The sequence below is a fragment of the Rhizobium sp. 9140 genome (genome assembly GCF_900067135.1).
In the GTDB taxonomy this organism is placed as follows: Bacteria; Pseudomonadota; Alphaproteobacteria; order Rhizobiales; family Rhizobiaceae; genus Ferranicluibacter.
Window position 1 is genome coordinate 3,559,469 of sequence record NZ_FJUR01000001.1, and the last position, 12,533, is coordinate 3,572,001.

Consider the following 12,533-nt stretch of genomic DNA (forward strand, 5'->3'; position numbering starts at 1 on the left):
CCAGAGCGATGATGGAAGCTGAGAGGACGGATGCACCTGCCGTGCGCGCGACCCCACGCGCCATGCGTGCCGTCACCGTGCGTATCGGCAACGACCTGGAAAGCTTCCGGCGGGAGAACGACGATATCGTCCGCCACATCCGCCTGCTCGGCATCAATGCCAGCATCGAAGCCGCCCGCGCCGGAGATATCGGCAAGGGCTTTGCCGTCGTCGCGAACGAAGTGCAGCGGCTGGCCGGCGCCTCGGCCGCCATCGCCGCGAAATTCCAGCAGGACGTGCTCGAGCGCGTCAACCTCGGGCGCTCCCTGTCGGACGCGCTGGTACACGAGATGGAGGGCGTGCGTCTCGTCGATCTCGCCCAGACGCTCATCCAGCTGATCGTGCGAAACCTGTTCGAGCGGACGGCAGACGTGCGCTGGTGGGCGACGGACACCGCGCTCTGGGAGGCGCTCGAAAACCCCGATCGCGACCGGCAGGCCTTCGCCGCCAAGCGCTTGGGGGTCATCAACCGGTTCTACACGGTCTATCTCGATCTCGTGATGGTCGACAAGGCCGGCCGCGCAGTCGCCTCGGCCAATCCGAATTTCCAGAAGACGATCATGGGCCGCGACCTCTCCGGCGAACCCTGGGTCAAGGCGGCGATGAAGACAGGATCTGGCGACGATTATATCGTCGATGTGGTCAAGCCGAGCCCCCTGCACGGCAATACCGATGCGCTCGTCTACGCCACTGGCATCCGTCAGGGCGGCGTCTCCACGGCACCGCTGCTCGGCGCGCTCGGCGTTTATTTCGACTGGGCGAACCAGGGCCAGTCCATCGTCCACAAGGAAGCCAACATCGCGCCGGCCGACGTGGACCGCACGACCGTGCTGCTGCTCGACGGACAGGGCATGGTGATCGCCGCCTCGCGCCCGGCCCTTGTCTATACCAGCTTCGTCCTGACGCCGCCGGAAGGCATGAAACGCGGCAGCTACTACATGAGCGACAGAACGCTGGTCGCCTTCGCCCCCACGCTCGGCTACGAGGATTACGACGGCCTCGGCTGGTGCGGCGTCGTCATCCAACGGCCCGAGCGCGAAGCCGACATCCGCCAGCGCCTTTCGCTCTGAAAGACCGCACCTCATGAAAAAAGGGGCCGCCGCTGCCGGCCGCCCCTTCTTCGTAGTGCCTTTAGCGGCACCGATCCTCAAATCGTCGCGGCGTCGATTAGATCGTCGCGGCGTCGATAACGAAGCGGTAGCGCACGTCGCTTTTCAGCACGCGCTCATAGGCCTCGTTGACCTGATCCATGCGGATCAGTTCGATTTCGGAAACGATGCCGTGCTTGCCGCAGAAGTCGAGCATTTCCTGCGTTTCCTTGATCGAGCCGATCATGGAGCCGGACAGCGAGCGACGCCCTGCGATCAGCGAGAAAGCGTGGATCGGCGACGGCTTTTCCGGTACGCCGACCACAACCATGGAGCTATCGAGCTTGAGAAGGCTTAAGTAGGGGTTCAGATCCATCGTCACGCCGACGGTGCTGATGATCAGGTCGAACGTACCAGCCAGCGTTTCGAATGTCTTCGGATCGTTGGTCGCGTAGTAATGCGTTGCGCCGAGCTTCAGGCCGTCTTCCTTCTTGGAAAGCGACTGGCTGAGCACGGTAATTTCGGCGCCGAGTGCGGCACCGATCTTTACGCCCATATGGCCGAGACCGCCCATCCCCACGATGGCGACCTTCTTGCCGGGGCCGGCCTTCCAGTGCATCAGCGGCGAATAGAGTGTAATGCCGGCGCAGAGCAGTGGCGCGGTGGCGGCGAAGTCGAGCGTGTCGGGAATGGAAAGCGCATAGCCTTCCTTGACGACGATGCTGTCGGAATAGCCGCCGTAGGTCGGCGTCGTGCCATCGGCCTCGACGTCATTGTAGGTCTGGACGAGACCGGGCATGTAGTGCTCGAGGTCGAGATCGCGCGTGGCGCAGGTCGTGCAGGAATTGACGAAGCAGCCGACGCCGGCCTTGTCGCCCACCTTGAATTTGGTCACGCCGGAGCCGACGGCGGAAACGATACCGACGATCTCATGGCCGGGAACCATGGGATATCTGGAGTTGCCCCATTCGTTACGGGCCTGGTGAATGTCGGAATGGCAGATTCCGGAATACTTGATGTCGATGACGATATCGTCTTCGTTGGGCGCACGACGCTCGAAGGTGAAGGGTTCGAGCGGCTTCGACGCGTCGGTCGCCGCATATCCTTTTGCGAAAGCCATGGGTGGTTCCTTCTGTCTGCAAATCTGGACCGGTCGAGACATCGCCGGTTCGCCCACTATGCAAGTTGGGACCGACATAGGCATGCGCCATTCCTGCAAATTTCTTGCACGATCCTGCAAATGACCTTCGAAGGCTTTGTGGCCGTCGCGCATCGGGCCTATCTCGAAATCGTCATCACCACGCAATGCGCGAGAGCGTGCGGCTGGACGCCTGACCGCCTTGGCACAACCCAACATCCGGCATTCAGCCGTTGTCGCGCTCGAGGCTTTCGCGTTAGAACCGTCTCGTCCGGCATCCCCGTTTCAGGAAAGGCTTGCCTCATGTTCGATCCCGCCGCCGCCCGCCGCCAGCCTTTCGTCGAGATCATTGCCCGTTTCGCCAGGGAAGATGGCGACCATGTGACATCGGTGCCGGGCCTGACGGTGCACCGACGCTCAGAGCAGGCCGTTCCCTCCTGCGCCGCCTACCGGCCGAGCTTCGCGCTGATCGCGCAGGGCGTGAAGAAGGTGACGCTCGGCCACGAGACCTATGTCTATGGCGGCTCAGACTATCTTCTGACCTCGTTCGATCTGCCGGTGACGAGCCAGATCGTGCAGGCCTCGCCCGAAAGCCCCTATCTCGGCATGGTGTTCGAAATCGACGTCGCAAAGATCCCGCCGCTTCTCGCCTTGCTCGACCGTCCCGCCACCACGACGCAGGTGCGGGAACCGGCGGGCGCATCCTCCGAGGCAACCGAGCAGCGCGGCATGTCGGTTGCGGCGCTAACGCCGGAACTGGAAGACGCCGCGCTCCGGCTCCTGCGCCTGCTCGACCGTCCCGGCGACATCCCCGCTTTGCTGCCGCTGATAGAGCAGGAGCTGATCTTCCGTCTCTTGACCGGCCCGCACGCGGCGCGCCTGCGCCAGATGACGATGGCCGAAAGCCAGTCGCACCAGATCGGCCGCGCCTGCGCTTGGCTGAAGGAGCACTATGCCCTGCCCCTGCGCATCGAGGATCTCGCCCGTCGTGTCAGCATGAGCGTGTCGTCGCTGCACCACCACTTCAAGGCCATCACCGCCATGAGCCCCATGCAGTACCAGAAGCAGCTTCGCCTGCAGGAGGCCCGCCGGCTGATGGTGGAGGACATGCTGGATGCCGGCAGCGCCGGGCATCAGGTCGGCTATGAGAGCCCTTCGCAGTTCAGCCGCGAATATGCCCGCCAGTTCGGCGCGCCGCCCCTGCGCGACGCCGGCCGCACCCGACGTTCGCTTCTCGGCCGGCTGGCCGGCGAGCCGGAAATGCTGAGCGAGGGTTGAACCATCAGGCATCGCCGGCGAAGCTATGCTCTTCCTGACCGAGAGAACCCTTTCCAGAACCCTGGCAGTACATCCTGCCCTCAACCGGAGTTCCCATGACCGAAACCGTCAGACTGTCCCTCGACGAAGCGCGCGCTTTGACCGTGCAGGCTCTTTCCAATGCAGGCCTTTCCGCCGAGCACTGCGAGGCGCTGGCCGATACGATCATGGCGGGCCAGATCGACGAGTGCCATTCTCACGGCCTATACCGCGTGCTTAGCTGTGTCGACGCTCTCCGCAGGGGGCAGGTGAACGTAGCAGCCGTGCCCGAGGTTCTGGATCAGGCGCCGGGTATCGTGCGGGTCGATGCGAAAAATGGCTTCTCGCCGCTCGCCTTCCGGCTCGGCCTGCCGCTTTTGCAGGAAAAGGCGCGGACGCAGGGCATCGCTGCGCTCGCCATCAACAATTGCTACCACTTCTCCGCTCTGTGGCCGGAGGTGGAGCGGATCGCCGCTGCCGGGCTTGCAGCCCTTGCCATGACGCCGAGCCACAGCTGGGTCGCCCCTGCCGGCGGCACGAAACCTGTCTTCGGCACCAACCCCATTGCCTTTTCCTGGCCGCGCCCCGGCCCGTTTCCGTTCGTGTTCGACTTCGCGACCAGTGCCGCCGCGCGCGGAGAGATCGAACTCCATCGTCGTGCCGGAAAAGCCATTCCGCAGGGTTGGGCGATCGATGGCGATGGCGCCCCGACAACGGATGCCGGTGCCGCCATGGCCGGCGCCATGCTGACATTCGGCGGCCATAAGGGCTCGGCCCTGTCCGCCATGGTCGAGCTGATGGCCGGACCGCTGATCGGCGATCTGACGAGCCGGGAATCCCAGATCTACGACGCCGGCGCCGGCGTGACGCCTCGCCACGGCGAACTGCTGCTCGCTTTCGATCCGAACCTCCTGTCGGGCGGGAGAGCGACGGAGAATGTCGAGCGGGCAGAGGCCCTGTTCGATGCCATCATCGGCCAGGGCGCACGCCTGCCCTCACAGCGCCGCTACGAGGCGCGCCAACGCAGCGAGGCCGCCGGCAGTATCGAGATCCCGAAGCCCCTCCACGACGATCTGCTGGCGCTCATCGCCTGAGGTCAGCGAAAGCGTCCGGCCATGGAACCCGGCGCACGGGCTGTGCCGGCCGCAATGCCGGTCCTTGCGAACGACACGACAGCCGCTCTGAAGATGGGCGGCCATCGGCTCATGAAGAACCGGGACGTTCGATGCAAGAGGATGGAAAACCAGACCAGGCATTCAGCCGGCGCGCGACCATTCCCGGCGACCGATGACGACCATCGCGCCGATCAGCATGGCGGCAAGCGCGAACCATGTCAGGGCATAAACGAGGTGGTTGTTTGGAAAGACCACGCGTGTCAGGCCGCCAATCGGCAGGCCGCCGGGGTTTTCCGTCCCGTCGGCGTCGATGAAATAGGGCGCCGCGTGATCGAGACCGCGGGCTGTGGCAATGGCCGCGACATCGCGGGAATACCAGCGGTCTCCCGACGGATCATTTTCGCGAAGGAAGCCGCCGCCGGGCTCCGATAGGCGTAGCAAACCGACGATACGCGTCGAACCGGGAACATTGCCGGCACTGCGGCTGGAGGGGTCACGCCGGTCGGGCGGCACGAAGCCGCGATTGACGAGAACCGTAGTGCCATCGTCCCGCACGAGCGGTGTAACGACCCAGAAGCCGGGGCCGCGCTCGGTTGTCGCCTGCACCAGCGTTTCCGCATCATGACGGAATGTGCCGCTGACGCTGATGTGCCGATATTCATCATTGCCGGGCGTGATGGAAGACCACTGGTCGGCGCGAGGTGCCTCGACCGGTGCGGCATGGACCCGCGCATCGACCCGTTCGATCAGGTCGAGCTTCCAGAAAAGGCGCTGCACCTGCCAGATGCCCAGCGCCAGAAGCACGACCGTGACGACGGTCGCAACCGCGCCCAGCACGGCGAGACCTCTACGGGAGCCGCGCGCGGCGGCGGCGTCGCCGTCCGCGGCACGAGCCTCTGAACGGTTACCGGAAGCGGAGGAGGCAGCCTTTTCAGGGGAGCCGGCGGCCGTGTCCGGCCGCCGGCTGGTATCAGGGGACATTGCGCATCATGTCCGGCGTCATGGTCATCATATTGGTGTTCAGATGATGCATGACCCAGAGCGAACCGGACAGCGCGATGACGATCAGCACGAGCGTGAAGATCAGCGCCATCATGGTCCAGCCGCCTTCGGACTTGGTGTTCATGTGCAGGAAGTAGATCATGTGCACGACGATCTGGACGACCGCGAACAGCATGACGAGACCTGCGGTCACAGCCTTGTTCTCGAAGACCTCGCCCATGACCAGCCAGAACGGAATGGCCGTGAGGATGATCGACAGCACGAAGCCGGTCATGTAGCTCTTGAAGGACCCGTGGGCCGCCTCATGCCCGTGGCTGTGGCCGTGATGGGCTTCGTGCGCGTCCTCGTGTGCGGGTGCGTGGGTGCTCATCCGAGAACTCCGATCAGATAGACAATCGAGAAGACGCCGATCCAGACGACGTCGAGGAAGTGCCAGAACATCGACAGACACATCAGGCGGCGACGGTTTTCCGGGATCAGCCCCTTCATCGACACCTGTACCATCAGCGTGATCAGCCAGATGATGCCGAAGGTGACGTGCAGACCGTGCGTGCCGACCAGCACGAAGAAGGCCGACAGGAACGCGCTGCGGCCGGGGCCGGCGCCTTCATGGATCAGGTGCACGAACTCGTAGACTTCCAGCCCGATGAAGATCGCGCCGAAAATGCCGGTGATGCCGAGCCAGAACAGCGTTTCGGTCTTCGCCTTGCGCTCCATCTGCAACATCGCGAAGCCGTAGGTGATCGACGACAGCAGCAGCATGGAGGTGTTGATCGCCACCAGCGGCAGGTCGAATAGATCGGCTGGCGACGGGCCGGCCGCATAGGAGCGGCCGAGCACGGCGTAGGTGGCGAACAGGATCGCGAAGATCAGGCAGTCGCTCATCAGGTACAGCCAGAAGCCGAGGCCCGTGCTGTTTTCCGGATGATGGTCTTCCGTCATGTAGAAGACCGGCTTTTCGCCGTCGGCGAGAGGCGTATGTGTCGGTGCGCTCATGATCAGGCCTGCCCGGAGAGCCGCCGTGTGCGCTCCCCTTCCGTTGCGACGACGTCATCCGCCGGAATGTAGAAATCGCGGTTGTAGTTGAAGGTGTGACCGATGGACACCGCGATGATGCCGACGAAGGATACGATGGCGAGCCACCAGATGTACCAGATGACGGCGAATGCGAAGGCGACGCTCAGCGCGCTGAGAATGACGCCCGTGCCGGTGTTCTTCGGCATGTGGATCGGCTTGAAGCCGCCCAGCGGACGCTCGTAGCCGCGGTTCTTCATGTCGTACCACGAGTCGTGATCGTGGATGACGGGCGTGAAGGCGAAGTTGTAGTCCGGCGGCGGCGACGACGTGGACCACTCCAGCGTCCGGCCGTTCCACGGATCGCCCGTGACGTCGCGCAACTGCTCGCGCTGAAGGAAGCTGACGACGAGCGAGATGATGAACGAGGCGATGCCGAGCGCGATCAGGAAGGCGCCGAAGGCAGCGATGATGAACCAGATCTGCAGCGACGGGTCCTCGAACTGGCTGAGCCGGCGCGTGACGCCCATCAGGCCGAGCACGTAGAGCGGCATGAAGGCGAAGTAGAAGCCGACCAGCCAGAACCAGAAGCTCATCTTGCCCCAGAAGTCGTTCAGGCGATAGCCGAAGGCCTTCGGGAACCAGTAGGTGACGCCGGCCATGACGCCGAAGACCACGCCGCCGATGATGACGTTATGGAAGTGGGCGATGAGGAACAGCGAGTTGTGCAGCACGAAGTCGGCCGGGGGTACAGCGAGCAGAACGCCCGTCATGCCGCCGATGACGAAGGTCACCATGAAGCCGATCGTCCAGAGCATCGGAACCTCGAACCGGATGCGGCCACGATACATCGTAAACAGCCAGTTGAAGATCTTGGCCCCTGTCGGGATCGAGATGATCATCGTGGTAATGCCGAAGAAGGCGTTGACGCTGGCGCCCGAGCCCATGGTGAAGAAGTGGTGCAGCCAGACGAGGTAGGAGAGAATGGTGATGACGACCGTCGCGTAGACCATCGAGGCATAGCCGAACAGGCGCTTGCCGCTGAAGGTAGCGACGATTTCCGAGAAGATGCCGAAGGCCGGCAGGATCAGGATGTAGACTTCCGGGTGGCCCCATATCCAGATGAGGTTCACATACATCATCGGGTTGCCGCCGAGATCATTCGTGAAGAAGTGCGTACCCACGTAACGGTCGAGCGACAGCAGCGCGAGCGTCGCGGTCAGGATCGGGAAGGAAGCGACGATCAGCACGTTGGTGCAGAGCGAGGTCCAGGTGAAGATCGGCATCTTCATCATGGTCATGCCGGGCGCACGCATCTTCACGATGGTCGCGATCAGGTTGATCCCCGACAGCGTCGTGCCGACACCCGCCACCTGCAGGCCCCAGATATAATAATCGACCCCCACGCCCGGGCTGTAATCCGCGCCGGAGAGCGGCGGATAGGCCAGCCAGCCGGTCCGCGCAAACTCGCCGACGAACAGCGAGATCATGATGATCGCAGCACCGGCCGCCGTCATCCAGAACGAGAAATTGTTCAGGAACGGGAAGGACACGTCGCGCGCGCCAATCTGAAGCGGAACGACGAAGTTCATCAGGCCGGTGACGAAGGGCATGGCCATGAAGAAGATCATGATGACGCCGTGTGCGGTGAACACCTGGTCGTAATGGTGCGGCGGCAGGAAGCCTTCATTGCCGTTGAAGGCGATGGCCTGCTGGGTGCGCATCATCAAGGCGTCAGCAAAGCCGCGCAGAAGCATGATCAATGCCAGGATCACATACATGATCCCGATCTTCTTGTGATCGACGCTCGTCAGCCACTCCTTCCAGAGATAGCCCCAGAGCTTGAAGTAGGTGAGAGCACCGACCACGGCGATGCCGCCAAGGACGACGCCGATGAAGGTGAGCACGAGGATCGGCTCGTGGTACGGAAAGGCTTCCAAGGTCAATCGTCCGAAGACGAGGCTGGAAATGTCCTGATTAAACATGGTGACCCCAGTTCTTGCAGTCGCAAGCGGTGCGGAAAAGCGCCGCGATCATTTCGAGTTGTTCAGCTGTTCGGGCGCGATGGAGCCCTTGTCGGGCGTCGCGGAACCACTGTCAGAGGCCGGAGCCTCCGGGCTCTGGCCGCCCATCTGGTGTCCGTTCATGTCGTGCCCGTTCATATTCTGCATGTCATGCTGCATCGGCTGCGCGCCATTGCCAGGCTCGTTCTGATTGCCCGGCTGGTTCTGATTGGCTGGCTCGCCTTCGTTGGCGGGCTGGCCCTCGGCCGGTGCGGCATTGGGCTGCCCCTTGTCGTCATGGCCTTCCGGTGCGCCCTGCGAGCGGGCCGGCTGACCTGTAGCGGGGAAAGTCGCGGAATTCGTGCCTTCGCCGGTGCCTGCATGGCGATTATCGTATTCGAGGCGCTCGCGGTTGCTTTCGCTGTTCTCGCCGCCGCCGCCCATCATGTCGACATGCATCATCTCGTTCATGCACATCTTGCCGGGCTGGGCGCACATGTTGAGCACAGCCTCGTAAAGACCGTTCTCGACGCCGCCATAGTAGCGAACCGGCTCACGCTCGCTCGGCTTCTCGAGCTTCAGGTAGGTGTCGCGGTTGAGCATGGTGCCCTGCTGCTTGACCTTGGCGACCCAGCCATCGAAGCCCGCCTGGTCGAGACCGTGAAACTTGAAGCGCATGTGCGAGAAGCCGTCGCCGCTGTAGTTCGCGGAGAAGCCGTCGAAAACGCCCGGCGCATTGATAACGGCGTGGAGCCGGGTCTGCATGCCGGGCATGGCGTAGATCTGCCCGGCGAGTGCCGGAATGTAGAAAGAGTTCATGACCGAGGAGGCCGTGATCTTGAAATTGATCGGCACATCCACGGGCGCGGCGAGTTCGTTCACCGTGGCGATGCCATACTCCGGATAGAAGAACAGCCACTTCCAGTCGAGCGCCACGACCTCGACGGTCAGCGGCTTGACATCTGCCGGAATGGCGCGTTCCGCATCCAGACGGTCGATGGGACGGTAAGGGTCGAGCTTGTGCGTGCTGATCCAGGTCACGGCGCCGAGTGCGACGATGATGGCGAGCGGCGCCGACCAGATGACGACCTCGAGGCGCGTGGAGTGGTGCCATTCGGGATCATAGACCGCTTCCGTGTTGGCGCGACGATAATGCCAGGCGAAATAGAAGGTCAGCGCGATCACCGGAATGATGATCAGGAGCATGAGGAAGGTGGAGACCAGGATAAGGTCGCGCTGCTGCGTTGCGATGTCGCCGGAGGGAGACATCACCACCATGTTGCAGCCGGCAAGCCCCGCCAGGAGCGGCAGCATGAGGATGCGACAAGCGTGTCGATAGAGGTTCGCCATGGTCCAATGCTCTTTTCGTTATCTTTGCCCTGCGAGTAATACTCCGCGACCACAAACGATATGAGGTGTTTGGTCGCACCGCAGCAAAAATGATGCCCTGCGGCAAAATTTACCGCCGCGTCGATAGACCTCTCGGGCTCGGTCCACCATTCGCAACAGCGCGTCGTCCACAGACTTCACGTCGTCAGCCCGCTAAGATGCGAGATATAGGTCCTGATGAGAAAGTCGAGCCTTCCCCTTGAAATGACCGTCTCCTGACACGGGTCATACCGTCGCACGGGAGAATTTCTCAACCCTGCCACTTGATAACGCGGCCCGTTTGATCAACATCGTTCAAAAGACGGCACGCGTTGAACCGCGCGGCCAGCGAAAGGCATGGAGGCATCCCGATGACAACGATAGCAGAGACGTCCGGCGGACCCTCATCCTCGGCCCTGGAGCGCGACGCGCGGCAGATCCATGGCGACGCACCCGTATCGCCGGGCTCAATCGCGCTCGGCGTGATCATCGGCCGCATGTCGGAATTCTTCGACTTCTTCGTGTTCGGCCTCGCATCGGTTCTCGTATTCCCCAAGCTCGTCTTCTCGTTCGAGCCGGATCCGTTGACGGCGACCCTCTATTCTTTCTGCATCTTCTCTCTCGCCTTCGTCGCGCGCCCCATCGGCTCGGTCGTCTTCATGGCCATAGACCGGGCGTACGGACGCGGCACCAAGCTGACCATCGCCCTGTTTCTGCTCGGCATTTCCACGGTCTGCATGGGCTTTCTGCCCAGCTATCAGGAAGCTGGCGCCTGGTCGATCTATCTGCTCGCCATTTTCCGCATCGGCCAGGGTCTGGCGCTTGGCGGCGCGTGGGACGGCCTGGCCTCCCTGCTCGCGCTCAACGCGCCGGAAAAGCATCGCGGCTGGTACGCGATGATCCCGCAGCTTGGTGCGCCGATCGGTTTCGCGCTTGCCAGCATCCTGTTCGGCTTCTTCGTCGCCAACACGTCTGAGGCCGACTTCCTCTCCTGGGGCTGGCGCTACCCGTTCTTCGTCGCCTTCGCAATCAACGTCGTCGCCCTGTTCGCCCGCCTGCGTCTCGTCATGACCAAGGATTTCGGCGACCTTCTCGAGCGCCACGAACTCGAAGCCGTGCCCTTCACCGACCTGATCCGCACCCATGGCCGCGATATCCTGATCGGCGCCTTCGCGCCGTTGGCAAGCTTTGCTATGTTCCACGTCGTTACGATCTTCCCGCTGGCCTGGACGAACCTCAACAGCGACCAGTCTATCGGCTCTTTCATGCTGGTTCAGGTCGCGGGCGCCGGCCTCGGCATTCTCACGGTCATCGCCTCGGGCCTGCTTGCCGACCGCATTGGCCGCCGCAGCCAGCTCGTCGTCGGCGCCATCATCATCGCCATCTTCAGCTTCATCGGCCCGATCCTGCTCGGCTCCGGCCAGACCGGCATCTCGTCCTTCGTCATCGCCGGCTTCGGCGTGCTCGGCCTCTCCTTCGGACAGGCCGCGGGTTCAGTGTCCTCACGCTTCACGCAGGGCTATCGCTATTCGGGCGCGGCCTTCACATCCGACCTCGCGTGGTTCCTCGGCGCCGGCTTTGCGCCGCTGATCACCCTCGGCCTGTCGAGCAAGTTCGGCCTGCCCTTCGTCGGTTACTACCTGCTGTCCGGCGCGATCTGCACCATGCTGGCACTGTTCCTGAACAAGCGCCTGCTCGCCCGCGAATAGCCCGCTTGATCTGGCTCCAGTACGCGGCAAGATCTATTTGGACGGATGAAACACCCCGGCGAACTGGTAACGGTCGCCGGGATGCGTTATCTCCACGAAGGTCACTGTCCGGCCGTTCTGCCAGGTCTGGCGGGTTAGAAGCAGGCATGCGGCGTGCCTCTCGATCGTCAGCAGCTTTGCTGTCGCCGCATCCGCTGCAACCGCACGAATGATGTGCTTGGCCTCCGACCACGGCACCTGATCCAGCAGCCAGCTGCCCGGCGGGCTCGCCTCGAAGGTTTCCTCACGCGCCTGCGGCACCGCGTCGAGCAGGATCAGCCGCTTCTCCAGCGCATTGGGCCTGTCATCCACGATGTGCAGGCATTCCACCCGCAGTACCTCGCCACCGGCCGTTTCCTCGATCATGGCCGCATCCGCCGCAGCTAACCGCTCGATCCGCCGCGTGAGGATGCGGTGACTGTAAGCGTGGCCCGCCACTTTCGCTTCCGTCCCGATATCGGAAATGTCCATGACGGTCCGGTCGATCTGCGGCGAAGCCACGAAGGACCCGGCCCTGCGGCGGCGCACGATCATGCCCCGTGCCGCCAGCGCCGAGAGCGCCTTGCTGACGGTCATACGAGAGCAGCCATAGGTCACCTCCAGCTCGTGCTCGGCCGGAATCCGCTGCCCAGGCGGCCACATGCCGCTCATGATCTTCTGCTCGATATCTTCGAATATGCGCTGGTGAAGAGAGATCAAGGAACGGCCCTCAGAAAGGCGGA

The 12,533-nt window shown here is 63.1% G+C and carries 11 protein-coding genes; 4 read left to right on the forward strand and 7 right to left on the reverse strand.

The genetic code is table 11. The annotated features are described in order from the left end of the window. Positions 1-8 precede the first annotated feature (8 nt). Positions 9-1,109 (forward strand): methyl-accepting chemotaxis protein, encoded by a 1,101-nt coding sequence (locus tag GA0004734_RS16825; protein ID WP_092935506.1) that lies wholly within the window; start codon positions 9-11, stop codon positions 1,107-1,109. Between the two features lie 97 nt (positions 1,110-1,206). Here the strand turns inward: GA0004734_RS16825 and GA0004734_RS16830 are convergent, their stop codons facing one another. Next, complete coding sequence (locus GA0004734_RS16830; RefSeq protein WP_092935507.1) at positions 1,207-2,247, reverse strand: NAD(P)-dependent alcohol dehydrogenase; 1,041 nt, start codon at positions 2,245-2,247, stop codon at positions 1,207-1,209. A gap of 321 nt (positions 2,248-2,568) precedes the next feature. On the opposite strand from GA0004734_RS16830, the gene GA0004734_RS16835 reads away from it, so the two are divergent. Both GA0004734_RS16835 and GA0004734_RS16840 read left to right on the forward strand, forming a co-directional pair. Beyond that, entirely contained in the window at positions 2,569-3,543 is a 975-nt protein-coding gene (locus GA0004734_RS16835; protein WP_092935508.1) for an AraC family transcriptional regulator, read from the forward strand. Between the two features lie 95 nt (positions 3,544-3,638). Further along, positions 3,639-4,655, forward strand: coding sequence for an Ldh family oxidoreductase (locus GA0004734_RS16840; RefSeq protein WP_092935509.1), 1,017 nt, complete (start codon positions 3,639-3,641; stop codon positions 4,653-4,655). 162 nt (positions 4,656-4,817) lie between these two features. On the opposite strand, the gene GA0004734_RS16845 is transcribed toward GA0004734_RS16840, so the two are convergent. From GA0004734_RS16845 to cyoA, 5 genes are read right to left on the reverse strand one after another with little or no spacing between them, the layout of a single operon-like run. Then, positions 4,818-5,657: an SURF1 family protein gene (locus GA0004734_RS16845; protein ID WP_092935510.1), complete on the reverse strand. Its 840-nt coding sequence runs from the start codon at positions 5,655-5,657 to the stop codon at positions 4,818-4,820. After that, positions 5,647-6,048: a cytochrome o ubiquinol oxidase subunit IV gene (gene cyoD, locus GA0004734_RS16850; protein WP_092935511.1), complete on the reverse strand. Its 402-nt coding sequence runs from the start codon at positions 6,046-6,048 to the stop codon at positions 5,647-5,649. The genes GA0004734_RS16845 and cyoD overlap by 11 nt, the downstream gene beginning before the upstream one ends. After that, positions 6,045-6,674 carry a cytochrome o ubiquinol oxidase subunit III gene (gene cyoC, locus GA0004734_RS16855; RefSeq protein WP_092935512.1) on the reverse strand — a complete coding sequence of 210 codons (630 nt, stop codon included), beginning with the start codon at positions 6,672-6,674 and terminating at the stop codon, positions 6,045-6,047. Before cyoC ends, cyoD begins: the two co-directional genes overlap by 4 nt. A gap of 2 nt (positions 6,675-6,676) precedes the next feature. After that, positions 6,677-8,677 carry a cytochrome o ubiquinol oxidase subunit I gene (gene cyoB / locus GA0004734_RS16860; RefSeq protein ID WP_092935513.1) on the reverse strand — a complete coding sequence of 667 codons (2,001 nt, stop codon included), beginning with the start codon at positions 8,675-8,677 and terminating at the stop codon, positions 6,677-6,679. A gap of 48 nt (positions 8,678-8,725) precedes the next feature. After that, positions 8,726-10,045, reverse strand: coding sequence for a ubiquinol oxidase subunit II (cyoA, locus tag GA0004734_RS16865; protein ID WP_092935514.1), 1,320 nt, complete (start codon positions 10,043-10,045; stop codon positions 8,726-8,728). Between the two features lie 398 nt (positions 10,046-10,443). Between cyoA and GA0004734_RS16870 the strand changes: the two genes are divergently transcribed. Continuing rightward, the gene (locus GA0004734_RS16870; protein ID WP_092936394.1) at positions 10,444-11,772 is read left to right on the forward strand and encodes an MFS transporter; all 1,329 of its coding nucleotides are present in this window, start codon (positions 10,444-10,446) and stop codon (positions 11,770-11,772) included. A gap of 33 nt (positions 11,773-11,805) precedes the next feature. Here the strand turns inward: GA0004734_RS16870 and hutC are convergent, their stop codons facing one another. After that, positions 11,806-12,510: a histidine utilization repressor gene (gene hutC, locus GA0004734_RS16875; RefSeq protein ID WP_092935515.1), complete on the reverse strand. Its 705-nt coding sequence runs from the start codon at positions 12,508-12,510 to the stop codon at positions 11,806-11,808. Positions 12,511-12,533: the final 23 nt, after the last annotated feature.

Bases quoted from the DNA above. Each gene is read 5' to 3' on its own strand.
- cyoB (WP_092935513.1), bottom strand. From the start codon at position 8,677: ATGTTTAATCAGGACATTTCCAGCCTCGTCTTCGGACGATTGACCTTG.
- GA0004734_RS16825 (WP_092935506.1), top strand. From the start codon at position 9: ATGATGGAAGCTGAGAGGACGGATGCACCTGCCGTGCGCGCGACCCCA.
- GA0004734_RS16830 (WP_092935507.1), bottom strand. From the start codon at position 2,247: ATGGCTTTCGCAAAAGGATATGCGGCGACCGACGCGTCGAAGCCGCTC.
- GA0004734_RS16845 (WP_092935510.1), bottom strand. From the start codon at position 5,657: ATGTCCCCTGATACCAGCCGGCGGCCGGACACGGCCGCCGGCTCCCCT.
- cyoD (WP_092935511.1), bottom strand. From the start codon at position 6,048: ATGAGCACCCACGCACCCGCACACGAGGACGCGCACGAAGCCCATCAC.
- cyoC (WP_092935512.1), bottom strand. From the start codon at position 6,674: ATGAGCGCACCGACACATACGCCTCTCGCCGACGGCGAAAAGCCGGTC.
- cyoA (WP_092935514.1), bottom strand. From the start codon at position 10,045: ATGGCGAACCTCTATCGACACGCTTGTCGCATCCTCATGCTGCCGCTC.
- GA0004734_RS16840 (WP_092935509.1), top strand. From the start codon at position 3,639: ATGACCGAAACCGTCAGACTGTCCCTCGACGAAGCGCGCGCTTTGACC.
- GA0004734_RS16835 (WP_092935508.1), top strand. From the start codon at position 2,569: ATGTTCGATCCCGCCGCCGCCCGCCGCCAGCCTTTCGTCGAGATCATT.